24 protein-coding genes and 1 tRNA gene are annotated in these 25,017 nt (G+C 58.9%); 13 read left to right on the top strand and 12 right to left on the bottom strand.

Annotated features, from left to right (window positions below):
• Window positions 1-123: 123 nt before the first annotated feature.
• Complete coding sequence (locus Absy_RS01370) at window positions 124-900, bottom strand: P-loop NTPase family protein (protein WP_048852943.1); 777 nt, start codon at window positions 898-900, stop codon at window positions 124-126.
• A 106-nt stretch (window positions 901-1,006) separates the two neighbouring features.
• Between Absy_RS01370 and purM the strand changes: the two genes are divergently transcribed.
• The 6 genes from purM to Absy_RS01340 all read left to right on the top strand — a co-directional run bounded on the left by purM (window position 1,007) and on the right by Absy_RS01340 (window position 7,935).
• Window positions 1,007-2,089 carry a phosphoribosylformylglycinamidine cyclo-ligase gene (gene purM, locus Absy_RS01365; RefSeq protein WP_048852942.1) on the top strand — a complete coding sequence of 361 codons (1,083 nt, stop codon included), beginning with the start codon at window positions 1,007-1,009 and terminating at the stop codon, window positions 2,087-2,089.
• Window positions 2,086-2,709 (top strand): phosphoribosylglycinamide formyltransferase, encoded by a 624-nt coding sequence (gene purN, locus Absy_RS01360; protein WP_048852941.1) that lies wholly within the window; start codon window positions 2,086-2,088, stop codon window positions 2,707-2,709. Before purM ends, purN begins: the two co-directional genes overlap by 4 nt.
• A 42-nt stretch (window positions 2,710-2,751) precedes the next feature.
• Window positions 2,752-4,077: an RsmB/NOP family class I SAM-dependent RNA methyltransferase gene (locus Absy_RS01355; protein WP_048852940.1), complete on the top strand. Its 1,326-nt coding sequence runs from the start codon at window positions 2,752-2,754 to the stop codon at window positions 4,075-4,077.
• 92 nt (window positions 4,078-4,169) lie between these two features.
• Window positions 4,170-4,832, top strand: a complete 663-nt coding sequence (rpe, locus tag Absy_RS01350; protein ID WP_048852939.1) for a ribulose-phosphate 3-epimerase — start codon at window positions 4,170-4,172, stop codon at window positions 4,830-4,832.
• A 104-nt stretch (window positions 4,833-4,936) separates the two neighbouring features.
• Entirely contained in the window at window positions 4,937-6,796 is a 1,860-nt protein-coding gene (locus Absy_RS01345; protein ID WP_084596785.1) for a heparinase II/III family protein, read from the top strand.
• A gap of 8 nt (window positions 6,797-6,804) precedes the next feature.
• Window positions 6,805-7,935: a glycosyltransferase family 4 protein gene (locus Absy_RS01340; protein WP_048852938.1), complete on the top strand. Its 1,131-nt coding sequence runs from the start codon at window positions 6,805-6,807 to the stop codon at window positions 7,933-7,935.
• A gap of 15 nt (window positions 7,936-7,950) precedes the next feature.
• Here the strand turns inward: Absy_RS01340 and Absy_RS01335 are convergent, their stop codons facing one another.
• The 6 genes from Absy_RS01335 to Absy_RS01310 form a co-directional block, all read right to left on the bottom strand.
• Window positions 7,951-8,436, bottom strand: coding sequence for a hypothetical protein (locus Absy_RS01335; RefSeq protein WP_048853049.1), 486 nt, complete (start codon window positions 8,434-8,436; stop codon window positions 7,951-7,953).
• A 95-nt stretch (window positions 8,437-8,531) separates the two neighbouring features.
• Window positions 8,532-9,209: a DNA polymerase III subunit epsilon gene (gene dnaQ, locus Absy_RS01330; RefSeq protein ID WP_048852937.1), complete on the bottom strand. Its 678-nt coding sequence runs from the start codon at window positions 9,207-9,209 to the stop codon at window positions 8,532-8,534.
• A complete protein-coding gene (coaE, locus tag Absy_RS01325; protein WP_048852936.1) occupies window positions 9,206-9,793 on the bottom strand; it encodes a dephospho-CoA kinase in 588 nt (195 codons plus the stop codon). The genes dnaQ and coaE overlap by 4 nt, the downstream gene beginning before the upstream one ends.
• A gap of 39 nt (window positions 9,794-9,832) precedes the next feature.
• On the bottom strand, window positions 9,833-10,702 hold the full coding sequence (locus Absy_RS01320; protein WP_048852935.1) for a shikimate dehydrogenase: 870 nt from the start codon (window positions 10,700-10,702) through the stop codon (window positions 9,833-9,835).
• Window positions 10,699-11,469 (bottom strand): N-formylglutamate amidohydrolase, encoded by a 771-nt coding sequence (locus Absy_RS01315; protein WP_048852934.1) that lies wholly within the window; start codon window positions 11,467-11,469, stop codon window positions 10,699-10,701. Before Absy_RS01315 ends, Absy_RS01320 begins: the two co-directional genes overlap by 4 nt.
• An 81-nt stretch (window positions 11,470-11,550) precedes the next feature.
• Entirely contained in the window at window positions 11,551-11,859 is a 309-nt protein-coding gene (locus tag Absy_RS01310) for a hypothetical protein (protein ID WP_048852933.1), read from the bottom strand.
• A 258-nt stretch (window positions 11,860-12,117) separates the two neighbouring features.
• Here Absy_RS01310 and argH point away from each other — a divergent pair, with 258 nt between their 5' ends.
• The 5 genes from argH to Absy_RS01285 all read left to right on the top strand — a co-directional run bounded on the left by argH (window position 12,118) and on the right by Absy_RS01285 (window position 19,156).
• On the top strand, window positions 12,118-13,569 hold the full coding sequence (argH, locus tag Absy_RS01305) for an argininosuccinate lyase (protein WP_048852932.1): 1,452 nt from the start codon (window positions 12,118-12,120) through the stop codon (window positions 13,567-13,569).
• A 5-nt stretch (window positions 13,570-13,574) separates the two neighbouring features.
• On the top strand, window positions 13,575-13,715 hold the full coding sequence (locus tag Absy_RS01300; protein WP_173957317.1) for a hypothetical protein: 141 nt from the start codon (window positions 13,575-13,577) through the stop codon (window positions 13,713-13,715).
• Window positions 13,716-13,823: 108 nt separating this feature from the next.
• A complete protein-coding gene (lysA, locus tag Absy_RS01295) occupies window positions 13,824-15,167 on the top strand; it encodes a diaminopimelate decarboxylase (RefSeq protein WP_048852931.1) in 1,344 nt (447 codons plus the stop codon).
• A 3-nt stretch (window positions 15,168-15,170) separates the two neighbouring features.
• Window positions 15,171-17,969, top strand: a complete 2,799-nt coding sequence (locus Absy_RS01290) for a DUF4175 domain-containing protein (RefSeq protein WP_048852930.1) — start codon at window positions 15,171-15,173, stop codon at window positions 17,967-17,969.
• 203 nt (window positions 17,970-18,172) lie between these two features.
• A complete protein-coding gene (locus Absy_RS01285; RefSeq protein ID WP_048852929.1) occupies window positions 18,173-19,156 on the top strand; it encodes a zinc-dependent alcohol dehydrogenase family protein in 984 nt (327 codons plus the stop codon).
• On the opposite strand, the gene Absy_RS01280 is transcribed toward Absy_RS01285, so the two are convergent.
• A complete protein-coding gene (locus Absy_RS01280) occupies window positions 19,153-19,467 on the bottom strand; it encodes an ArsR/SmtB family transcription factor (RefSeq protein ID WP_048852928.1) in 315 nt (104 codons plus the stop codon). The two genes, Absy_RS01285 and Absy_RS01280, sit on opposite strands and share 4 nt — an antisense overlap.
• 99 nt (window positions 19,468-19,566) lie before the next feature.
• Between Absy_RS01280 and Absy_RS01275 the strand changes: the two genes are divergently transcribed.
• Window positions 19,567-20,658: an NADH:flavin oxidoreductase/NADH oxidase gene (locus tag Absy_RS01275; RefSeq protein ID WP_048852927.1), complete on the top strand. Its 1,092-nt coding sequence runs from the start codon at window positions 19,567-19,569 to the stop codon at window positions 20,656-20,658.
• A 94-nt stretch (window positions 20,659-20,752) separates the two neighbouring features.
• Here the strand turns inward: Absy_RS01275 and panB are convergent, their stop codons facing one another.
• On the bottom strand, window positions 20,753-21,571 hold the full coding sequence (panB, locus tag Absy_RS01270) for a 3-methyl-2-oxobutanoate hydroxymethyltransferase (RefSeq protein ID WP_048853048.1): 819 nt from the start codon (window positions 21,569-21,571) through the stop codon (window positions 20,753-20,755).
• Between the two features lie 215 nt (window positions 21,572-21,786).
• On the opposite strand from panB, the gene Absy_RS01265 reads away from it, so the two are divergent.
• Window positions 21,787-21,872: transfer RNA gene (locus tag Absy_RS01265), tRNA-Tyr, on the top strand.
• Between the two features lie 167 nt (window positions 21,873-22,039).
• Here the strand turns inward: Absy_RS01265 and Absy_RS01260 are convergent.
• The 3 genes from Absy_RS01260 to Absy_RS01250 are packed head-to-tail and all read right to left on the bottom strand — an operon-like array spanning window position 22,040 to window position 24,850.
• A complete protein-coding gene (locus Absy_RS01260; protein ID WP_048852926.1) occupies window positions 22,040-22,927 on the bottom strand; it encodes an S-methyl-5'-thioadenosine phosphorylase in 888 nt (295 codons plus the stop codon).
• Window positions 22,914-23,675, bottom strand: a complete 762-nt coding sequence (locus Absy_RS01255; RefSeq protein WP_048852925.1) for a cytochrome c1 — start codon at window positions 23,673-23,675, stop codon at window positions 22,914-22,916. Before Absy_RS01255 ends, Absy_RS01260 begins: the two co-directional genes overlap by 14 nt.
• Window positions 23,672-24,850, bottom strand: coding sequence for a cytochrome b (locus Absy_RS01250; protein ID WP_048852924.1), 1,179 nt, complete (start codon window positions 24,848-24,850; stop codon window positions 23,672-23,674). The genes Absy_RS01255 and Absy_RS01250 overlap by 4 nt, the downstream gene beginning before the upstream one ends.
• Window positions 24,851-25,017: the final 167 nt, after the last annotated feature.

Genomic DNA, 25,017 nt, shown 5'->3' with positions numbered 1-25,017 from the left:
GGTCGTTTGCTCAAAAAAACACACAGACAAACCGTATATCCGTCAACATATCCCAAACATGGTAGCCCCGGAATGTTAAGGAGCTTCAAATCGGCATCATGTCATAAAACTGAAATAATCTTTTCATGCTTCACCATCGTGCGCAAAAAGCCCGTCCATAACACTGGCAGCCAGCGTACGCGTGACTTTGCCGCCTGAGGCCATGGCCGCGTGGTCCAGTGCAGCAACGCAGTCCCGCACCGCGCTGGCTCGGCGTGGCAGATGCCGGAGCAGCCATTTGGTTACCTGCGGCGCCACCACAATCTGCCGCTCTGCAAGCAAACGCAACAGCAGCCGGTGCAACAGATCTTCCTCCGCGCGCCCCAGCGGTACGGAAGAGGTTGCCCGCAAACGACTCTCCAGATCCGGCAGGGCGGCAGGCCAGCGTGCAGGGGGCAAACGGCCTGCCATAAGCAGCAGTACCCGGCGCTCGCGCACCAGATTGATCAGATGCAGCAGATCATGCTCGCAAGGCACACAGTCCGCATTGTCCAACGCCACGGCGCGGAACCCACCCTGTTCGAACAAAGTGGCGACCTCGCGCTCATTCAGCCGCTCCCCGGCCATAACCGGTGCGCCATATCGCCCCGCCCATATGGTGAGCAGGTGAGTCTTGCCTGTTCCGCCTTCTCCCCATAACGCCATGCGTCCTTCCGGCCAGCGGTAGGGGGCCTCCGCATCCAAAACCCATGCACGTGCGGCCGCGTTGGAGGGGGCTGCGACAAAGTCCGACCGCCCGAATCGGGGGCGGTATATAAATGGCAAAGCAATCTGCGCCACCCCGTCACCTTCGCTTATACGCCGCTTCCAGCCCTTTTTTGTGGTGCCGGAAGATGCTTTTGTTTCATCAAACCGTGTCATGCCGCTTTGCGCGCCGCGTCTCCTGCCGTAAAGACTGTTCGCGGGAATCCTAACTCACCCTGTTCCCGGCATCGACCTTATTCTCATTCTGACCAAGAGCGCACCCATGACGTCTTCTCCTAGCACCCCTTCCTCCGGCCTCACCTACCGTGATTCCGGCGTGGACATTGAGGCAGGCGAAGCCCTTGTTGACGCCATTCGCCCGGCAGCAAAAGCCACGGACCGGCCCGGCACCATGGGTGGTCTTGGCGGCTTTGGCGCTCTGTTCGACCTAAAGGCCGCAGGCTTTACCGACCCGGTTCTGGTTTCCTGCACCGATGGCGTTGGCACCAAGCTGACCGTGGCCATTGATAATGACCTGCACGAAACCGTGGGCATTGACCTTGTTGCCATGTGCGTCAACGACCTGATCGTCCAGGGTGCGGAACCGCTCTTCTTCCTCGACTACTTTGCCACGGGCCGTTTGTCTGTTGCATCCGCTGCCAAGGTTGTCCGTGGCATTGCCGCAGGATGCGAACAGTCCGGCTGTGCCCTTGTGGGCGGCGAAACGGCAGAAATGCCCGGCATGTATGCCGATGGCCACTATGACCTTGCAGGCTTTTCCGTTGGTGCAGCAGAGCGCACGGCCCTGCTGCCCGCAGGCATTGCTGCAGGGGATGCGCTTATTGCCCTGCCCTCCTCTGGTGTGCATTCCAACGGCTTTTCGCTCGTGCGCCGCATTGTTGCAGATGCCCACCTGACATGGACCGACCCGGCAGCCTTTGCCGCTGGTCGCACACTGGGCGAAGCATTCCTTGAACCCACCCGCCTGTACGTGCGCCCGGTACTGGCCCTGCACAAGGCCGGTCTGCTGCATGGTGCAGCCCACATTACAGGTGGCGGTCTGCCCGGCAACCTGCCCCGCGTGCTACCGAACGGGCTGGATGCGGTTATTGACCAGACATGGCCCATGCCGCCCGTATTCAAATGGCTGGCCCGCACCGGCAATGTGGACGGGGCGGAAATGCTGCGTGTGTTCAACTGCGGAATTGGCATGATCCTGATTACCCCTGAACCGGACAAGGTTCTGGCCATGCTGGCCGAACAGGGCGAGCAGGCCTTCCGTATTGGTTACATTGCCAACGCCGAAAGTGCGGACAGCAAACCAGACCTTAAAATGCTGGCAACCCCGGATTTTCGCGCAGTATGAGCATGGAAAAAACGCCTGTCGCCATTCTGCTCAGCGGCCGGGGCAGCAATGCCACGGCTCTGATTGAAGCTGCGCGGGACCCTGCTTTTCCCGCCCGGATATGCCTTGTACTCAGTAACAACCCCGATGCTCCGGGGTTGGACATGGCACGCCGGGCCGGCCTGCCCGCACAGGCCATTGACCACCGCAGCTTTGGCAAAAACCGCGAAGCCCATGAGCGCGCCATTGATGCTGCCCTACAGGCCGCCGGAGCAGAGGCCGTGTGCCTGGCAGGGTATATGCGCCTGCTCACCCCGTACCTGACCACCGCATGGGCGGGACGGATGCTCAATATCCACCCCAGTCTCCTCCCCTCCTTCCCCGGCCTGCATACGCATGAACGCGCGCTGGATGCGGGTGTACGCCTGCACGGCTGTACGGTGCATCTGGTCACCGAAGGTATGGATGAAGGCCCTATTCTGGGGCAGGCCGCAGTTCCTGTTTTACCCGATGATACAGCCGACATGCTGGCTGCACGCGTGCTGGAGCAGGAACATCGACTTTACCCTCTGGCCTTGCGGCATTTTTTAACGCAAAACCCGGCAACGGCGGCCAATGGTGCCGCGCTTGTGGTGGCGTAAGCTACCTTATACCCTGCTTTCCCGAACGGTTTTCCTGCACCTATGACCACACCTGCGCGCCCATCCTCTTCCAAACAGCGCGGCAAGTTCCGCCCCGCACCACCCCAGCCCGACGCAACACGGGATGTGGCGTTTGATATTCTGTGTGGTGTGGTCGAACACCGCCGAATGCTGGAAAACAGCCTTTCCCGCTCGGCAACGGCGCATCAGGCCGAAGCGCGCGACCGTGCGGCCGCCCACCGGCTGGCCGCAGCAACCCTGCGCCATATGGGAACCCTGCGCACGGTTCTGGAACCGTTTTTGAAAAAAGAACCGCCCGAACCGGTACGGGTAGCCCTGATGATGGGGTGCGCCCAGCTCCTGTTTCTGGAAACACCACCCCATGCAGCCGTTGGCACCACAGTCTCCCTTTTACGCAGGCGCAAGCTGGCTCCGTTTGCCGGGCTGGCCAACGCGGTGCTCCGCCGCATAGCGGCCAATGGCACCAGTGCGCTGGACGGGCTGGACCAACCCCGGCTGGACATTCCGGCATGGTTGTGGAGTTCCTGGACCGGGCTTGGCAAAGGCGTGCCACGCGCCATTGCGCAGGGAATAAGCCATGAAGCCCCGTTAGACATTACCCTCCGCCCCGGCGCGCAGGCACCCGAGGGTGGTGTTGTGCTCCCCAATGGTTCCGTCCGTCTGCCTGCTGGCACAAGGGTTGCGGAACTGCCCGGTTACGAAGAGGGAGCTTTTTGGGTGCAGGATGCCGCCGCAACCCTGCCTGCCCGCCTTTTGAATGTTCAGCCCAACGAGCAGGTCGCCGACCTGTGCGCGGCTCCCGGTGGCAAAACGGCCCAGCTTGCCATAACTGGCGCAAACGTGACTGCGGTTGAAAATAACCCGGCCCGCCTGCTGCGCCTGAAGGAAAACATGGCACGCCTTGGGCTGGCAAATGTCCGCACTTTGCAGGCCGATGCCGCCACATGGCAGCCCGATGCACCACTGGACGCCATTTTGCTGGATGCCCCCTGCTCTGCCACAGGCACGGCCCGCCGCCACCCGGATGTGCTGTGGGTCAAACGCCCGCGGGACCTGACCAACCTGACTGCCATGCAGGACAAGCTGTTGGCCGCGGCAAGGGATATGCTCCGCCCCGGCGGCAGACTGGTTTATGCCGTATGCTCCCTCCAGGAGGAGGAAGGGCCTGCCCGCGCCCGTGCTGCACAAGCCATGGGCCTTATTCCCGCTCCCTTTACGCCGGAAGAACTCGCCTTTTTACCGGAGGCACTTACACCCGAAGGCTGGCTACGCACCCACCCCGGCCTATGGCTGGACAAAGGCGGCATGGACGGATTTTTTGCCGCCCGCTTTACCCGCGCAACCTGAGCCACCCCCTGCGCACCCTGCCCTGGCATTAAAAGCGCACAAACCGTTTTTCTCCAGTTGCGCAGGCGGCTGCTATTGCGGATAAACGGGGAATGAGTTCTGCACCATTCCCCCTGATTGCCCCAAGTATTCTGGCTGCGGATTTTGCGCGGCTGGGAGAAGAAGTCAAAGCCGTTGCACAGGCCGGAGCGGACTGGATCCATCTGGATGTGATGGACGGCCATTTTGTGCCAAATATTTCCTTTGGTCCGGCTGTTGTTCAGGCACTGCGGGGGAGCACGACCCTCCCCTTTGACGTGCATCTGATGATTGCACCTGTTGACCTTTATCTGGAAGCTTTTGCCAAAGCCGGGGCAGACCAGATTCTCATTCACATAGAAGCCGGACCACACACCCACCGCTCGCTCCAGCTTATTCGCCAGCTTGGTGCAAAGCCGGGCATTGTGTTGTGCCCTGCTACACCAGCCGAGGCTATTGCTGAGGTTATGGACCTTGTGGATGTCATTTTGGTCATGACCGTAAACCCCGGATTTGGAGGGCAGAAATTTTTGGCCAGTCAGTTGCCAAAAATTACCCGCATCCGGGATATGATCAGCCAGAGCGGGCGCGATATCCGTCTGGCGGTCGATGGGGGGATAGATGCCACAACAGCCCCTCTGGCCGTAAAAGCGGGTGCGGATGTGCTGATCGCGGGGAGTGCTGTTTATGGCAAGCCCGATTATACGGCTGCCATTGCATCGCTCCGTGCCATTTGACCTATCACATGGTCCTTAACGCAAAATCGTACCAAATGATGTCATAAAGTGTGGGTAGAGTTGCTACCTCAATAACGACCCAGCCTTGGAGTCACATTCATCTAATGCCCCTTCGCCGCTGGACCCGTGGACCCCGCCTTGCTTATGCCATGCGCAATCCGCTTGGTGGATTTGCCCGTGTTCCTGCCGCACCAGCCGTGGTCCTGCGCGACCTGTGGCCGGGCAACGCCATGGTGGGGGAAAAGCTGGTCCGCAACCGGACCGAGTTTGATGGCACCCCGCGCTCGCTCCAGTCCGGCATATGGGAGGACCCCACATGGCCTGCGGCTTACCGGCGCTGGTTGCAGGGTTTTGGCTGGTTACAGGACCTACGCGAACTGGGAGCAGAATCTGCCCGGATCAAGGCGCGCACGCTCGTATCGCACTGGATCCGCCAGCCTGCGGCTGAGCGGGCAACCATGGACCCTTCCATAACCGGAGCCCGTCTTTGCGCATGGTTGGGCTGTTACGAATTTTTTGCCGCTTCCGCGGATGATACTTTCCGCCAGAACCTTATGGCCTCCCTTATTATGGAAGCCCGCTCCATAATGGTGCTGATGCCCGAAGCGGTTTATGGCTGGCAGGCTTTGTGCGCACTCAAGGGCCTGCTTGCGGTTGCCGTGTCCATTCCTGATTATCCGGAATTTCTGACCCGGTATTTACGCCTGATTGATGAGGTCATAACCAGCCAGATTTTACCAGATGGTGGTCATATAACGCGCAATCCTGAAGACCTGTTCCTCAGCGTAAAGGAACTGGCGGAAATGCTTTATATTCTTCAGGTCGCACGCCTGCCTCTGCCGACAACACTGGTCGATGCCGCCAACCGGACCGTACCAGCCCTGCGCGCCATGCGGCATGGAGATGGGGGGCTGGCCCTTTTTAACGGCAGCAAAGAGCGGGACCCACAACTGGTGGAGCTTGTGCTCAACCGCGCATCCCGCGCACGGGTCGTTGCCGCGGGACTGCCAGAAAGCGGGTTTGCCCGTTTGAGTAGCGGTCGCGCACTCCTTATTGCCGATGCCGCGGCACCTGCCCCCAAAGGGTTTGACCATACAGCCCACGCGGGCATGTTATCGTTCGAGTTTTCGTCCGGTAAACAGCGGCTGATCGTTAATTGTGGCAGCAGCACGCAAAAAGGCTGGGCAGAAGCACTACGCTACCCTGCCGCGCATTCCGTGCTGGAATTGGGGGGCATGTCCCCCATGACATTCGAATCCAACGGTACCACCAGCAGGCCGCCCCACGTCACCCGCACCCATGCAACGCAGGATGGGGCGCACTGGCTGGACATGACCCATAACGGGTACGAAAGTCAGGGGGGTGGCGTGTACCACCGTCAGCTTTATCTGGGCAAAGACGGACGAACACTCCGCGGAGAAGAGCGGCTGGAAGAGGCAACTCTGGTGCGCTCGCCCTGCGTGCGCTTCCACCTCCACCCGGACATTATGGTTGAACCCACCGAAAATGGGTACCTGCTGCATAGCGAGGAAGAAAGCTGGCTGTTCCAATCCGATGGCCACATCAGCGTGGAAGAAAGCGTCTATCTTGGGCAAGGCACCAAAGAGGCCACCTTGCAACTTGTGCTAACCCCGCCTTTGCCGCCACGGCAGGATGCCCCTTTGCCCGAAGCAACGCAGGAATCAGCCTCCACATCCATACCGGAGGATGCACAGACCAGAGCTACGGCAGAACAGGATGAGGCCCAGACACAGGAACAATCTGCCGCCACCACAGAACCAGAAAGCACAACGGCAGACCCCATCCCCACCCCGCAGGAGGATGATTTTGCGGCGGAAGCTGCCAAGGCTGATGTGGCTTTACCACAGCCCCCCATTCCTGCGGTACCTCAGCCCCTACCGGCTGCCAGCCAGCTGACTCCGCCGCCTCCCCTCCACTGGGCCCTGTCTCTGATCAGCGAATAAGTCACACTGTGAAAATACTCGAAATTACAAACGTCGATTTTGCACTCGTCCATTTTTTGCTTCCCCTCATGCGTACCCTCCGTGCGGATGGACATGAGGTTGTCGGCGTTTGCGCGGATGGTCCTTTGCTGGAAAATGCGAGAGCTGAGGGTTTTCGTGTTGAAACCCCGCCTTTGGCACGCTCTTTTTCCCCCATCGCCCAGACCCGTGCCCTATGGGCGCTCATTCGACTTATCCGGCGGGAAAAACCGGATATGGTTCATGCGCACATGCCCATTAGCGGTATTCTGGCACGGGTAGCGGCTAAAATCTGTGGCGTGCCGTGTATTGCCTACACGTGCCATGGTTTTTTGTTTAACCAGCCTGGTTCACGGGCGCGGCACCTGCTGGCAAAACTGCTGGAGCGCGGCTGTGGGGGCATTACCGATATTTATATGACCGTCTCGCAGGAAGAAGCGGCGGATGCCAAACGCCTGCATATCCACCCCCATCCCATAGCCATAGGGAACGGGCGTGACAGCAGTGTTTTTCATCCCGATGAACAGGCACGCACCCGTATTCGCGCGGAAGTGGGAACTGACCCGCAAGCTGTGGTCATTATCGCTGTCTCCCGCCTTGTACGCCACAAGGGCCACCCCGAACTGCTGGCAGCCATGCGGGACGTACCAGATGCGGAACTCTGGATTGTTGGAGAACGCCTTGCCAGCGATCACGGCGTATCGTTGGACGAAGTTTTGGCGCAAGCCCGCAAAGAGCTTGGCCCCCGGCTTAAATGCCTTGGCTACCGGACCGATATTCCCGCCCTTTTGGCTGCTGCGGATATTTACACCCTGCCCAGCCATTTTGAAGGGCTGCCCATGTCTATTATCGAAGCGATGATGACAGGCTTGCCAGTTGTGGCCACCGATATCCGTGGTTCGCGGGAACTTGTTGTGGAAGGCAGGACTGGTTTGCTGGTGCCTCCGGCAACAGTAACACCGCTTGCCCGTGCGTTACGCAGCCTTGTAAACCAACCCGACCTGCGCCACAGCATGGGCAGAAGTGGCCGGGCGCGCGCACTCGAATTTTATGAAGAACGCAACATCCTGAACAGAACGGTACAACTGCTCACGCAGGGGAAAAATATCCCCCGCGGATAAGCAGTAAACGCGAATTTAGTTCTTTTTGGCTGCTGCGTCCGTAATGGCTTTTTTGGCTTCGGGTAAAAAACGGATGGTCAGGCGTGAGGGAGAGGCAGCAAGGCGGCCCCCTGTCCGGATTTCGTCCAGACGGATACGCACACCCGAGTCATTTTCCATCAGATGCCCGGCAACACCTTTGCCAACCGTGGTCTCGCCCGAGAGAGACCAGTAAGTCCCGGCAAAATCTTCCAGTCGCTGAAGGTTATAAACCTTGCCAACGCTATTACCGGAAGAAAAGCCAATGGCTGCGGCCGAAGCACCACTGACTTCAAACGGATAATCATGTCCGCCATAGGTCAGCACACCGTTACCCCATGTGTACCCCACACCCAGATCGGCAGAGCGGGTTTTAAAGGTAACCTCCGCCATGGGATCGCCCAGAACGGTTTCCGCCCCTGCGGGTATGGCCCACACGGACAGAGCCAAAGCAGCAAGAAAACGGCAGGATGCTAAACGCATCAAAAATGCTCCTTGTATTCGGGACACTTCAAACATGGCATAGGCTTTTGCCGCTGCATAGCCTTTTCGGCCATGCTCTGTCATGGTTGACTGGCTTAGCTGTTCCAGATCGGGTCTTTAAGCTTTTCCACAAAACTGGCGTGTGCGGCCAGTGCTGCGGCACTGGGGTGGACCCGCACTACCGTGCGCTCAGCAGGTCCATCGTACACGACTGCGGGAGCCTGCTCCCCATCCGCCATAAGCCCAAGGCCATGCTGGCGTCCCCCCATAAGCTCCACATACACTTCGGCCAGCAGCTTGCAGTCCAGCAGGGCATTGTGGGTTGTACGGGCGGACAGATCCACGCCAAAACGGCGGCACAAGGCATCCAGACTGTTGGGCATACCGGGAAAGCGCTCACGCGCCATATCCAGCGTATCCACCATACGGTCCATATCCAGTGGTTTACGGCCTGCACGTTTGAGTTCGGCATTTAAAAAGCCAAAGTCAAACCGGGCATTGTGCGCAATCAGCGCATCATCGTCCCCCACAAACGCCAAAAACTTGTCCGCAACATCGGCAAACTTGGGTTTGCCTTCCAAGTCCGCGCGCGTAAAGCCATGCACGCGGCTTGCCTCTTCCGGCACGTCGCGTTCGGGGTCGAGCAGCACGTGGTAGCTTTTGCCTGTTGGCAGGTCGCCCACCAGTTCAAGGGCTGCAATTTCAATCACCCGGTCCCCGGTTGCCGGGTCCAGACCTGTCGTTTCCGTATCAAACAGGATGGATCGTTTCATGCCCTCAAACTCCTGATAAAGCGGCGGACCTGCCGTTCTGTTTCCTTCATGGACAAGCCGGTACGAATGACCGCATCCGCTTTTTGCACCCTGCGGGCATCTGGCATCTGGCAGGCAATCAGGCGGAGCACCTGCGCATGGGGCATTCTGCGCCGGAGCGCCACACGCCGGCACTGCACCCAGTAGGGGGCGGACACCACAACAACCTTATCGCACAAATGGTCGGCTCCTGTCTCAAACAGGAGCGGTATATCCAGCACAACCCAAGGTGCACCCAGCTTGCGGTAATGCTGCAAAAAACGGGCACGCTCGCGGCGCACCAAAGGGTGCATAATCGCTTCCAGCTTTTTTAACAGACCGGGTTGGCCCAGCACGACCTGCCGCAGCGCCGCCCGGTCCAGACATCCATTCCTGACTGCATCGGGCACAAGCCGGGCAATGGCTGGCAGAGCCTCCCCCCCCTGCGCCTGAAGGCGGTGGACCACTGCATCCGCATCAAACACCGGCAGACCAGCGCGGCGCAACAAGGCTGCAACCGTGCTTTTGCCCATACCCATACCGCCGGTCAGGCCCAGAACCCGCATTATGCAACCCCGCCGCAATCCGTGGAGGTCAATGTGCCCTCAAAAGCTGTTCAGAACATATTTTTGTGTTGCATCATCCACTTGCGGGTCAACGCCAAACCATTCCCTAAACCCCAGACGGGCCTGATGCAGCAGCATACCCAACCCACCAACCGTCCGCAGGCCATGCTGCCCCGCACTGGCCAGTAATGGTGTTATCTGAGGCACATACACGATATCCGCCACCACCAACTCGGGTGCGGCCTGCCCCAGATCGGGGCAGAATAACGGGTCCGGCCCCCCTTCCATGCCAAGCGAAGTCGTGTTGACCAGCAGGGAGAACATGCCAAGCTTTTGCTCCCACTCGTTCCATGGCAGCACCTCAACGCCGGGCAAGGTTTTGGCCAGAGCCATGGCACGCTCCTGCGTCCGGTTGGTTATGGCAACCTGTATTCCCCGGTCCTGCAAGGCCGCTGCCACGGAACGGGCTGCTCCGCCAGCACCCAGCAGAATAGCCCGACTTTGCGGTTGTGGAAGCATCCCGCAGGCTTCCAGACTGGCAAGGAAGCCATCCCCATCCGTGGACAGGCCAAGAATTTTTCCATCGTCGCGAAAAACAAGCGTGTTAACCGCCCCTGCCCGCCGGGCAGAATGATCCAGCTCATCAGCCAGCCTGTAAGCGGCCTCCTTATGCGGGATGGTCACATTAGCACCCCTAAAGCCCGCCGCCTTCAACCCCATAACTGCTGCCACAAAATTCTCCGGTGTGGCGGGTAACGGCACATAGGCTCCATCCACCCCATAGCGCCGCAACCAGTAATTATGGAGTGCTGGTGAGCGCGAATGCCCAACTGGCCAACCCAGCACACCTGCCAGCCGGGCCTTGCCTGTAATGATCTGCGAAGGTGGCGTGTTGGAAGATTGGGTCATGAGGAGTGAGGGTACCTTGTGCAAAAAATCTGCCATGCTTGAGGGAGCAAACGAGCCAGCAAAGCAGCCCATTCCGCCTGCCCCTGCGCATGGACGATCAGATCCTGGCGGATTTCAATTTCAATATACGGCAAGGAGCGCCGCTCCCCATGGAGGGGAACCGTATAATCCGATGTATCGGTCAGCGCATATGGCTCGTTATCCCCCACGACCAGCCCCTCGGCCCGTAGCAGATCGATCATGATATGGGCCAGACGGGGGTCGTGGTTGTGCAAAAGCCCCACATGCCACGGTCGCGCTACGCCACGCATAATGGGCGTAAAACTATGCAGCGCCACAACGGCAGTGAGTCGCCCCTGCGCCAGACGCACATCAAGCTCCTGCTGGATGCGCTGATGGTACGGGTGCAGAATGGTCTGCTCGCGCCATGCAACGTCCGCTGCACTTATGCTCTGGTTCCGGGGCACTGGTGTGCCATCGCTTTGCGCCACAATGGAAGTTGGGTGGCCGGGGGCACGGTTACAGTCAATCACCAGCCGGGAATAAACCTGCTCGATCAGAACTGCAGGCAGGGTTTGAGCCAGTTGCTGGCCTACACCATCGATACCGATATCCCACCCGATATGGCGGGCACGCTCTTGTGCACTCAGCCCCAGACCATCGAGGGATGAGGGAATAGCCTGCCCGGCATGGTCGCTGACCAGCACAAACGGCCCGCCCTGATCCTGCCCGTAAACTTTAAAACTCTCAGCCAAAACGTTTGTCATCAGCGTTTAGCATGTGCCCTGTTTTGGCGCAGCTAGGGGGGAAGGGTAATCCCCCCAGCCTGCCTGAATACAAAAAAGCGTTTATTTGACGGAGGATACAATAACCGCAGCCAGCTCTGCCTCAGCCCTGACGCGCCCGGCGTCTTCACCGCTCAGACCTTCCGCATCCAGCCCGCTGCCATCCAGCCTGTAAACCAGATAAGCCGGATCTGTGCCATCGAGCGATTCTTCACCGCCTTCAATATAGCTACGTGCGGCCACGTATTCTGGCCCGCGCATCTTTTCTTCCAGCCGACGTACGGCAGTAAGGGGATTTTCTGCCCGGATCACTTCGAGCAGCACATTTACCCCCGGATCGATCACACCAAAAGTTGCAAGTTCGTGAGACATGGTCTTTTCCTGAACTCCTTGTAATTTACACACTTTATAAGCAGAGAATTGCTCAGGCAACCACCCCTGCCAGCGCTTTGACGAGCAGAAAACCCCCGCCCACACCGCAGCACTGGCATGACCTGCCACCCCAGCCTCCCCCCATCGCGGTTTGCGCGCCAAAGAATGCGCCGGTAGGATGGGCTTTGCATTCAGCCCGCTCCGGTATTATGGCTGCGGCACAAAACGATACCATGCAAACGAACAGGTCAGCCAACCATGTCTTTGAAGAACCAGCCTCCGGCCCAAGCCGCCACCACAGCCAATGCCAACGTGCAGTGGGGCGGACGATTTGCAGGTGGACCTTCTGACATTATGCAGGCCATCAATGCCTCCATCAGCTTTGACAAGGCTTTATGGAAGCAGGACATTGCAGGCTCTTTGGCCCATGCCGCCATGCTGGCCCACGTTGGTATTATCTCCGGGGAAGATGAAGCCGCAATCCGCAATGGGCTGACCGAAATAGGCGCTGAAATTGCTGCTGGCGATTTTCCTTTTTCTGAAGCGCTTGAAGATATTCACATGAACATCGAAGCCCGCCTGTCCGAACGGATTGGCGAGGCTGGCAAGCGGCTGCACACCGCCCGCTCCCGCAATGACCAGGTCGCAACCGACTTCCGGCTCTGGGTGCGCGATGCCATAGATGGGCTGGACCAGCAGGTAGCCTCACTCATGCGCGGGCTGGCGCAGCGGGCACTGGAGCACGCAGCAGACCCCATGCCCGGCTTTACACACCTGCAAACAGCCCAGCCCGTTACCTTTGGCCACCATCTGATGGCCTATGTGGAAATGCTCGCCCGGGACCGCGGACGTCTGGCAGATACCCGCCGCCGTTTGAACGAATGCCCGCTTGGCTCTGCCGCATTGGCTGGCACATCCTTCCCCATTGACCGGAAGATGACAGCCGAACTCCTGCACTTTGACCGCCCGACCGCCAATTCGCTCGATGCCGTCTCTGACCGGGATTTTGCACTGGAATATCTATCCGCCCTGTCCATTCTGGCCATGCACCTCTCCCGCATGGCGGAAGAAATTGTCATCTGGTGCTCATCCCCCTTCTCGTTCATCCGCCTGTCGGATGCGTTTACAACCGGCTCTTCCATTATGCCGCAAAAACGCAACCCGGATGCTGCGGAACTGGTTCGGGCCAAAACAGGCCGCATTAACGGCAGCCTGATTGGCCTGCTGACGGTTATGAAGGGTCTGCCGCTGGCCTATGCCAAAGACATGCAGGAAGACAAAGAACCCGTTTTTGCCGCAACCGATGCCGCTGCCCTCTGCCTTGCCGCGTGCGACGGCATGGTGCGTGACATGACCGCCAACACGGAGCAGATGCGCGCGCTGGCCGGTTCGGGCTATTCCACGGCAACCGACATAGCGGACTGGCTGGTCCGTGTGCTCAAAGTTCCTTTCCGCACGGCGCACCATGTTACCGGCCGCCTTGTCGCCCGCGCAGAAGCCAGAAATGTTGGTCTGGCAGACCTGACTTTAGAAGAAATGCAGGCCGAAGAACCCGGCATTACGCAGGATATTTACTCTGTTCTAACGGTTGACGCCTCCATTGCCTCGCGCACAAGCGAGGGGGGAACAGCCTCCAGCAATGTTGCAGCGCAGGCCACACGCTGGCTGGATACGCTGGGTTCTCCTGCTTCTCGTTCTTCAGAAGGCTGAGCGCCATGACCTTCCGCCTGTTTGTTGGCCTGCTTGTGGCAACATCCCTGTGCCTGCCGCTGGCTGCCTGTGGCAAAAAGGGGCCTAATCAGGCTCCGGGACCACAAAACAAGATTACCTACCCCCGGATCTATCCACCGGAATAATCAAACCGGCCTCGCCCTCCCTGCATCTGCACGCAGGGAGGGGGAGGAGCCAGCCTTTCTGCTCCGCATCACATCCCACCCTCTCTTTTCCAAGGCTCTGTTCGCCTCATGGCTGACTTACCTGTTTATACCGACGCTGATCCCTCCATGGCCGAACTTCTGGCCACACATCCGCACCTGACCACAGACCCCATGTGCGGACTTATGTTTGAGGGCGTTCCCCTTAACGCCATTGCAGATGCGGTTGGCACTCCATGCTGGGTACTGGGCGCTGGCACGCTGCGCCAGCGCCTTAAACGGATGCAGACCGCCATGGTGGACGCCGGGCTGGATGTGAGCATCCATTACGCGGTCAAGGCCAACGACCACCTGTCCATTCTCTCCCTTATCGGGCAGGAAGGATATGGCGTGGATATTGTGAGTGGTGGTGAACTGGCCCGCACACAAAAAGCGGGCATTCCTGCAAACCGCGTCGTTTTTTCCGGCGTTGGCAAAAGCGATGCGGAACTGGAATATGCCATTGGTCTGGGTATTGGCCAGATTAACGTGGAAAGTGCCGAGGAACTGGGCATTATTTCTGCCATTGCAACGCGCCTTGGCAAACAGGCCACCATAACACTGCGCATCAACCCCGATGTGGATGCCAAAACGCACGCCAAAATTACCACTGGCCTTGCCGCCAACAAATTTGGCATTCCGTTTGATAACGCAGCCGCTCTTTATGCCCGTGCCTTTACCCTGCCGGGGCTTAAGCCGGTTGGCTTTGCCACCCACATTGGCAGCCAGATTGTTTCCACCGCTCCTTACCATGCCGCTTACGCCCGCGTAGCGGAACTGGTACGCACTGTCCGCGCCAGCGGCCTGAGCGTAGAGGCCGTGGACTGCGGTGGCGGTCTGGGCATCTGTTACCGCAACGAGGTGGAAGGGCAGCCCGAAGCACTGGCCGGTGCCATCCGGGCAGAACTGGGCGAACTGGGTGTACGCCTGAGCATTGAGCCGGGGCGGTGGCCTGTGGGGCCAGCCGGTGTGCTGCTGAGCAGCGTCGTCCTGCGCAAGCAGGAAGGGCTACCCGCCCCGTTTGTGGTGCTTGATGCCGCTATGAACGACATGGTCCGCCCCAGCATGTATGACGCATGGCACGGTATTCTCCCCCTTGCTCCCCAGGCTTTCAACCAGCCCGTAACGCCCACACATGTAGTTGGTCCGGTGTGTGAAAGTGGCGATACATTTGCGCGGGACCGGCTGTTGCCACCGCTTGAACGCGCATCCCGTATAGCCATTCTGGACACGGGCGCTTATGGTGCAGTCATGAGTTCCACCTACAACAGTCGCCCGCTGGCAACGCAGGTTCTGGTAGAAAACGGCCAATGGACGGTTATACGCCACCGGCAGACACTGGAAGAATTGTGGCAGGATGAAACCATACCAGCCCACCCGACCGGAAAAGCATGACGCATGGGCGGTCTGAAGCATGATCTGACCGCGTCAACCGCGCAGGACGGTGCACTGGCCGTCCGTCTGGCCCATGTGCGCCGCCAGGCTGGTCTTGTGCTGCATATTGAACAGCTTTGGCCTGCGCTCCAGCCAACGTTGGCCATGCTGGGCCTTTACACGCTGGCAGGCCTGCTGCGCCTGCCCCAGCAACTCCCCGATGGGTTGCGCCTGGTCGGCGTTGCGGGCTGGCTGAGCCTGTGCGGATGGCGGCTCCACACCGACCTTGGCCGCTTGCATAAAGCAACCCCTGAGGAGATTGACCGCCAGATTGAACAGGCCTCCCGCCTGCCCAACCGCCCCCTTGCCAGCCTGACAGATACTCCCGCTCCGCTCCCCCACACCAGCAGCACCATATTGTGGCAGGCCCACCGGCAGCGCCTGCTGGCATCTTTGGGCACCTTGCGCGCAGGCTGGCCGGCCCTGATGCCCAAAGGCCGTACACGCCGCATTACAGCCGCACTGCTGGTTGCAGGGCTTGGTATTGGCACAACACTCGCTGGCTCCTCCGCACCGGGGCGCGTTCTGGCAGCCTTTATTCCCGGCCGTGACGATCCGGACGTTCCCCTACCCCACATTGATGCGTGGATTACCCCGCCAGCCTATGCCCCGGACGCTCCGGTGTTTTTAAGTGCAGGCCACCCTGTTCCACAGGTGCAGGAGGGGGCGCGGTTGAGCGTTATTGTCAACGGTCTGGCCTCCCACCCGACCCTGCAGGCCATGCAGGGCCTGATTGCGCAGGACGAAAAACGCCAGAAGCTGGACGCTCATAGCTGGAAGCTGGAGGTTACCTTAACCCACAGCGGGCTCCTTCGCCTTACAGGGCGTGGGCGCACTCTTGCCCGCTGGCCCATTACCGTTCTGCCAGATCTGGCACCACAGGTTGCATGGGGGCCATCCCCCGGAGCACCCCAAAAAGGGGACTGGCACACACGCCTGCCCTACGCGGCCAGCCATGCGTATGGCCTGTCGGATCTGCATGTTGTGCTGCATGCAGCCCACCCTGCACGTGGAGCAAACACCAAGCGTGAACTGAGCATTCCGCTCCCGCTGAGCGGTCACCCAAAATCCGTTAAAAACATGGTTGCCCCTGACCTGTCGGAAGATCCGTGGGCCGGGCAGGAGGTCACGGGGCAAATTGTTGCAACCGCCACAAGCGGCCACAAGGCGGAAAGTGCCTCTGCCACATTCAGGTTAGGTGGGCGCGTTTTCCATTCTCCCATCGCCCGCGCCATTCTGGATGTCCGCAGGCGCTTTGCTCTGGAACAGGAAAAACGCGAAGATACCGCGCAGGATCTGGAAGCTCTGGGCGAGGCACCGGGCCCTGTGCGGGACCATACCGGCATGTTCCTTAACCTGACCAGCATTGTCGCCCTGCTGGACAATGCGGATATAGACACCCCGACCGCCCGTACCAGCGCAACCAACCTGCTGTGGGATCTGGCGTTAGATATAGAGGACCGACGCACGGGCGATAACGCCAGTGCCCAGGCCTCGATAGATGTCCGGGCCGCGCAGGCGGATGTGGCACAAAAACTGGCCAGAATGAAACACGATGGCACACACAACCAGCAAGCGCAGGAAGCACTGGAACAAAGCCTGAAGGAACTCCAGAACGCCATTGCCCGCAAAATGCAGGCACTGGCCGATGCAGCCCTGCGCAACCATACCGCTATTCCCGACCTGCCCGGTTTTTCCTCCGCCGGGAACAAGGCATTTGAACGGCTGATGAAGCAGTTGCAGGCCGATGCCGCCAACGGGCGCGAAGGTGATGCCATGCAACGCCTGCAGGAAATGGAAAACGCCACCGAGCGTATGCGCAACGCCACCCCGCAGGACCTTGCAGCCTTGGCCCAGCAGATGCTGGCCCAGCAGAAAGCCCGCGAGCAGGCCGCCGCCCTGCATGACCTGACAACCAAGGAATCCAGCCTGCTGGACCACGCCCAGTCCCGTCTGGACGAACATTTACGCAACCTGTCCCAACAGCAGAGCGATCTTGCGGATGATGGCGATGGCGAAGCTGCGGAATATGCCAACCTGCCCACATCCGAGCTGTTGCGCAGGTTGGGGCTAAGCGCGCCACCGGATATGGGAGCACCCCCACAGCCTGCCCCCAGCGGTACGCAGCCTCCTGCGGGGAATAGCAATATGCCAGACCCGGCCAAGGCCGAGGCTCAGGCCGCAGCACGCCGCACGGAACGGGCCACCCAACACGCGCTGGAACAGGCCCTAAGCGAGTTAAAGGACGAATTTAAGGAACTCACGGGTAAAACGCCCGATGCGTTTGAAGAAGCCCATAAAAACATGGCCGCAGCCCGCAAGGCGCTAGCCGATGGAGATGATGCCGCCGCCGCTACAGCGGAAGAAAAAGCGCTTGAATCCCTGCGTAAAAGCCGCAAGCAGATGCAGGAGAGCATGAAGGGCAATGGCCAGAACAGTACGCCCAGCTTTTTGCCGTCTTTTGGGGGTAAAAGCGAAGGATCGTCTGGAACAGGCAGTACCGGGTCTGGCGAAAACGGCAATGGTCAACCATCCGATGAAGCAGACGATGCGGGTGATGACAACACGACAGGCAAAGACCCGCTTGGCCGCAAACAGGGCGAAGGTGCTGACCAGAATAGCGATGACAGCACCCATATCCCCGACACGGTTGCCCGCCAGCGCGCGCGTGAAATCGAGCAGGAATTGCGCCGCCGCGATTCAGACCGTACCCGCCCACAACAGGAGCTGGATTATCTGGACCGCCTGCTTAAACCGTTCTGATACCCTGCCATTTTTGATAAGCCGTTACCGGATTGCAAGCCGGGTTATGCTGTTACAGTGACCCCGCAATGCGCAACATCCCTCTTCCCGCATCATGCAGCACTGCGGCACATAAAGAAGCAGGCCACCTGAACGCGGCTTAACAGATGGGTGCGGCGCACCTGACCCGCAGGCCCACTGACCCAGCAAGGGAGAGAACCTTCATGTTCGCCATGCGCCTGCACAGCCCACGGACCCCACTCCAATGGGAGGAACTGCCAGACCCCACACCCGGTCCGGGCGAAATACGGGTCAAGGTACTGGCCTGCGGCGTATGCCGGACCGACCTGCATGTGGTCGATGGCGATTTAACCCACCCCAAACTGCCCGTAACACCGGGGCACGAAATTATTGGCCGGATTGATATGCTGGGCAGCGGCGTAACCGACCTTAAGGTTGGGCAGCGCGTGGGTATTCCCTGGCTGGGTCATACATGCGGCCACTGCCCCTATTGTGCCAGCCAGCACGAAAACCTGTGCGACCACCCCATTTTTACTGGCTACACGCGCGATGGTGGTTACGCCACCATGGCAGTTGCCGATGCTCATTTTGCATTTCCAATGGGGGAGGAAGGGTCGGATGTCTCGCTTGCTCCCCTGCTTTGCGCGGGGCTGATTGGCTGGCGGTCACTGGGTAAAACCGGTAATGCCCAAAAAGTGGGCTTATATGGCTTTGGTGCGGCTGCACATATTATTGCGCAGGTGCTGGTCTGGCAAAAGCGGCAGGTTTACGCCTTTACTCGCCCGAACGACACAAAAACGCAGGAATTTGCCCGCTCGTTAGGCGCCACATGGGCTGGTGGCTCAGATGAACTGCCACCAGAACAACTGGACGCCGCCATTATTTTTGCGCCCGATGGTGCGTTGGTGCCAGCAGCCCTTAAAACCCTGCGCAAAGGCGGACGTGTGGTTTGCGCGGGCATTCATATGAGCGAAATTCCCGCTTTCTCCTACGATACATTATGGGAAGAGCGCGATATTGTCTCTGTTGCCAATCTGACCAGAGAGGATGGGCTGGATTTTCTCTCCCTCGCGCCCAAAATTGGCATTCGCACAACTACCACAACCTATGCACTCAAGGATGCCAACAAGGCGTTGGATGATTTGCGCCATGGTCGGTTTGACGGTGCGGCCGTGCTGGTGCCCTAAGGCTGGGGCACCTCAAGGGCTGCCAGAATAGCGCTCAACACACCGGGGAAGCGACTTTGCAGCTCCTGCTCACGCAGGGAGTTCATGTGCGTGACCCCCACGACCTCCGTGCGGATAACACCAGCCTTACGCAGAACAGAAAAATGGTGGGACACGGACGACTTGGGCCGACCATCCTGCAAGGGCGCGCACGGCTGAGGCTGGCAAACGGCCAGCTTACGCACCACTTCCAGCCGGAACGGGTCGGATAACGCGTACAAAAGGCAGGACAGTTGCAGGTCTTCCGCCAATGGATGGTCATAATGCTTCATGTTTATCCTTGACTGGCCTCATCATCTTGCTTTGCCCATTAGTTCGACTATAATCGAACTAATGGGGCTATGGTGCCCTACATAACAGGAGCATGGTCCATGCCAACGCTTTTTGACCCTTATACCCTAAAAAGCATCACACTGCGCAACCGCATTGCCGTTGGTCCCATGTGCCAGTATCAGGCGCACGATGGTATGCCAAATGACTGGCACAGTGTGCATTATGCCTCCCTTGCCCGTGGTGGGGCCGGACTGGTCACGCTGGAAGCGACCGCTGTCTCCCCCGAAGGCCGTATTACCCCGAACTGCCTTGGCCTGTGGAACGACGAGCAGGCGCAGGCCTTTGCCCCCATTGTTGCAAGCATCCGCAAAACCGGAGCAACACCGGGCATTCAGATCGCCCATGCAGGTCGCAAGGCCAGCGCCAATGTTCCGTGGGAAGGCGATGACCATATTCCCGCCTCCGACCCACGGAGCTGGCAGCCCATAGCCCCATCCCCCATTGCTTTTGGCCCCGACCTGTCCCGCGTCCCGCACGAAATGAGCCTTGCGGATATTGAGCGCGTTAAAAATGATTTTGTAGAAGCCGCCAAACGTGCACGCGATGCCGGGTTTGAATGGCTTATGCTGCATTTTGCACATGGCTATCTGGCACAGAGCTTCTGGTCCACGCATTCCAACAAGCGTACGGACCGTTATGGTGGCTCGGCTGAAAACAGAGGTCGCTTTTTGCTTGAAACACTGGCAGCCGTAAGAGCCGTCTGGCCAGAAGACCGCCCCCTTAGCGCACGATTTGGCGTGATCGAATTTGACGGCAACGATGAGCAAACGCTTGAAGAATCCATAACCCTTGTTCGTAAAATGAAGGAACACGGTCTGGATTTTATGGATGTCAGCATCGGGTTTTCCACCCCTGACGCCACCATTCCATGGGGTGCTGGCTTTATGACCCCCATTGCCAGCAAGGTCCGGCAGGAAGCGGGGCTACCGGTCACCACCTCCTGGTACATCAGCGAAGGTCGGCAAGCGGATGGGTTTATCCGCAACACTATTCTGGACGTGGCCACACTGGGGCGGCCATTGCTGGCCAACCCGCACTGGCCGCACGAGGCAGCCCGCATTCTGCACGCCAAAAATGCGCAGTCTGTTCTGCCACCGTCCTACGCATGGTGGCTGTCGCGTTACCAGTAACACGCCCGCACCATACCGGACACAGACCGCCTACACATAGGCCACCAGCACTTACCCAGCACTTTAAAAGAGCTGGGTAAGTAACAGCCTCATGTTATTCCGGCTTGGCCATACCCACACATTCCGCCGGGCCGGGAAAACTGCGTGTGCGCACCGCATGGGCGTAATCCGCCACGGCACGGTCCACCTCCTGCCCCAGATTGGCAAATTTACGCACAAACCGCGGTGTAAAATCCGGGAACAGACCCAGCATATCTTCCGCCACCAGAATCTGCCCATCGCACAAGGGCGAGGCCCCTATGCCAATGGTCATAATGCTCAGCGCTTCGGTTATCGCGCGTGAAAGTGGCTCCATTGTGCTTTCGATCACAACGGCAAAAGCCCCCGCTTTTTCCACTGCCTGTGCATCTGCCATAACCTGATCGGCCTCATGACCACGCCCAACGGTACGGAACCCGCCATGCGCATGCACAGCCTGCGGTTTAAGCCCGATATGCCCAATAACCGGAATGCCCCGCTGGACCAGAAAAGCAATGGTTTCCGCCATTTCCTGCCCACCTTCGAGCTTGACGCACCCTGCCCCGGTTCTGGCCATAATATCCGCCGCCACCCGGAATGCCTGCTGTGGACTTTCCTGATAACTGCCAAAGGGCATATCCACCGCAACACAGGCTTTTTGGCTGCCGCGCACAACTGCCTGCCCGTGGGCAATCATCATCTCCACACTGACTGCCAGCGTTGAGTCCATGCCATATACCACCATGCCCAAAGAATCTCCGACCAGCAGCAGGTCGCAATGGGGGTCCAGCAGGCGCGCCATGGGCGTTGTATAGGCGGTCAGGGAGACAATGGGTGTATCCAGCGCGGCCAGCGAACGGGGCGTGTGCCGCCGGACTGTGTGGTGTTTACTCAAAACCTGAACTCCCCGTAACTCTCGGATGGTCAAAAACCGGGTGCAGCTTTTCCCCGAACCCGTGCATCTGTCCACCCCACAGCCCATAAAACTTTTGCCAGGCCATACCCCCGACACGGCATGGAAAAAGCCTTCTAACCCACCAAGGGTAAAGAATATTCATCAAGGCCATTGACAACCCCCGGCGCAGGCTTTAGGTCAGTGCTCAACAAGTCGGAGGGGTGCCCGAGTGGCTAAAGGGGGCGGACTGTAAATCCGCTGGCGTACGCCTACGTTGGTTCGAATCCAACCCCCTCCACCATGTTTCCTAAAAATAAAAAACGCTTTTACAGCCTGTTACAGGTTTTCCGTGCTTTTTGCGTGCGAAGCTGGAGCATGGACGCGCAGACCTGTGCAATACAGGCAAGCTGCCAGCCTGCCCGTTATTGCGCCCTCCAACGTTATGCAGAGGGCGCGTTTAGTCACATATTAAATAACGCGCGCTGCAATGGTTTTCAGCTTGCTCATCAATTCCGGGTCACGGGCCTCTGGGGCGGTAATCAGTGCATATTCCAGCGCACGGTCACACCCTGCGCTGCACAACCCACGCTTTTTGCCACCCAGTGCTGGAATAACGGCCTTAACCAGCGCTTTGGCTTTGGCGGAATTGGCTTGCATGATTTTAACAACGCTCTCCACGGTCACGTTATCATGCTCGGTGTGCCAGCAATCATAATCTGTCACCATGGCCACGGTGGCGTAACAAATCTCGGCCTCACGCGCCAGGCTGGCTTCGGGCATATTGGTCATCCCAATAACCGAGCAGCCCCATGTGCGGTAAAGTTCACTCTCGGCACGGGTGGAAAACTGCGGACCTTCCATAACCAGATACGTGCCTTTGCGGGTCGCCTCGATCCCCAGCTTGTCCGCCTCGGCCTTGAGCACATCGCCCACGCGGTTGCACAGCGGGTCTGCCATGGAAATATGGGCCACACATCCCGTATCAAAAAAGCTTTTGTCACGCGCTATGGTGCGGTCAATAAACTGGTCAATAATAACAAACCGTCCCGGCGGCAGTTCCTCCTTGAGCGACCCAACGGCGGAAAGGGAGACGATATCCGTCACGCCAGAAATTTTAAGTGCTGCAATATTGGCCTTATAATTCAGGCGGGACGGCGGAATGGGGTGGCCACGACCATGGCGGGGCAGAAACACGCATTTTACGCCATCCAGCCGACCAAACAGCAACTGGTCGGAAGGCAAGCCCCACGGGGTTTCCACCGTGCGCCATTCCTTATCTTCCAGACCATCAATATCGTACAGACCGGACCCGCCAATAAGACCAATAACGGGTTCCACAACTTCATTTTCTGACATCAGACCAGATTCTCCGGTTTAAAATCGCAAACAGCACGGCAAGAAAGCACAGATACAGCCCCACTCCCACACCCAACCTGCGCCGCTGGTCCTGATGAGGGGCGGAAACCCATGCCAAAAATGTTGTAACGTCCCGCGCTTCGGCCTGCACATCCGGCACGGTACCATCTGCATATTTGACTTCGTTGCCATGCAACGGCGGAGGCATGGCCGTAAAGTGGCCAATGGCATAGGGATTAAAAAAACCACGCCCCTTCTGCCGTTCGCTCTGTGGGCCATAACCGCACAGCAGGGCATACAACCTGTCCGCCCCACCCGGATAAACCTTGAGAATACGGGACAGATCAGGTGGCACAACGCCCTGATTGGCGAGCAGAGCCGCCTCTGGCCCAGAATAGGGGGATGGCAACGCATCGTCCGGGCGCGCAGCCCGATGTTTTAATCGCCCCTCCGCATCCAGCCCATCAGGCACCTGCCATGTTGCCGCCAGCGCCACCACCTCGGGCGTTTGCAACCCCATCCCAGCAAAATCGGAAAAATGCAGTTGGGATAAGCTATGGCAGGATGCGCAGGACCCGGCAAACACGGCATAGCCACGTTGCACCGCTGCCAGGTCAAAATGCCCTAACGGAGCCGCAAAGGACCAATGCTGGCGCGCAGCCTGTGCAGGCATACCCGCAGGTTGCGCCAAAACCGAACTACCCCACAGCAGCCCTGCCGCCATGGTCAGGAACATGCGCGCGCTCATGCTGTTTTGCCTTGCTGCCAGCGGCTACAAAGCGGCAGGTATAATACAAAATAAGCGTAGTACCCCACCATACCCAGCCGGGCCACCAGCAGCCAGCCCCCCTGCATATGGTGCAAACCCGCACATGCCGTTGCCACAGCAGACACGACAAGCAAAAACAAAGCACCAGCTTTGACCATAGTGGGAACAGGCCGCAACGACCCGGCTGCGCGGTCCAGCCATGGCACGGCAAACAGAACGGCCACCGCCCCCCCCGAGAGTAGCAGCCCCCCCAGTTTGAACGGCACAGCCTGCATCATTCCGTAAAAGGGTAAAAAGTACCACTCAGGCTCAATATCCGCAGGCGTATGCAGCGGGTTAGCCGGGCGATAATTAGCGGATTCCACAATAATATCTGGCCAGAAGCACAGAACCGCAACAAACCCCAGCGCCACCAGCACGGTGGCCAGCATATCGCGCACGGTAAAGTAAGGATGAAAAGGCAGCGCACCCGTTTGCGTGATTGGGCGACCGGATGGGCTGGAACTCCCCCGCGCATGAACAGCAGTAATATGCCCCACCACCATAGCCATAATCAGAAAAGCCAGACCAAAATGTAGCGCAAACATGCGGTGCAGGGTTGGTGTACCCGGAGTATCCCCTCCTAAAAAAACACCTTCCAGCCACCCGCCAATCAAGGGGAGCGCACCCACGGCTTTACCTGCCACATCCGCTCCCCAATAGGACATCTGCCCCCATGGCAGCACATAGCCTGCAAAAGCCGTAACCATGGCCATAACCAGCAGAACGCACCCGCTAATCCACACTCCCATACGGGGCGGCTGGTAAGACCGGTAATAGAGCCCCCGCAGGAGATGAATATATAAAGCCAGCATAAAAAAAGAGGCGCCGGTCATGTGCATGGCGCGGAGCAGCCAGCCTGCTGGCAGGCGGCGCTCAATCCCCTCGACCGAGCCAAAAGCCAATGTAGCATCGGGCGTGTAAGCCAATGTCAGACTCAGGCCGGTCAGCACCATAAGGGCAAGCACGGCGCACAGCACCGCCCCAACAACCCACAGCCAGTTCAGATCCGCAGGAAGTGGCAGGCGTCCATAAGCCATGGCCCGCGCGCCAAGACCGCTTTGCGCTGCCTGTTCCGTATCCTGCCCATTCTGGCAGAAGGGTTTGCCCGCCATACCGCTTTTCCTCCATGGCCCACCTGACCCGGATGGTCACGGCTCCCGTTTAACGATGAACCGGGTGATCTTGCAATGACCGCCCCTAAGGCGCACCCCTTGAAAAAATGCCCAAAGCCGATTCTCTGCTTGCCGGGCAGCAGACCTGTATGGAAAGAGCTTTATCT

This window comes from Acetobacter syzygii, from assembly GCF_000964225.1.
GTDB classification, from domain to species: Bacteria; Pseudomonadota; Alphaproteobacteria; order Acetobacterales; family Acetobacteraceae; genus Acetobacter; species Acetobacter syzygii.
This window is presented reverse-complemented; position numbering and strand designations above follow the sequence as displayed.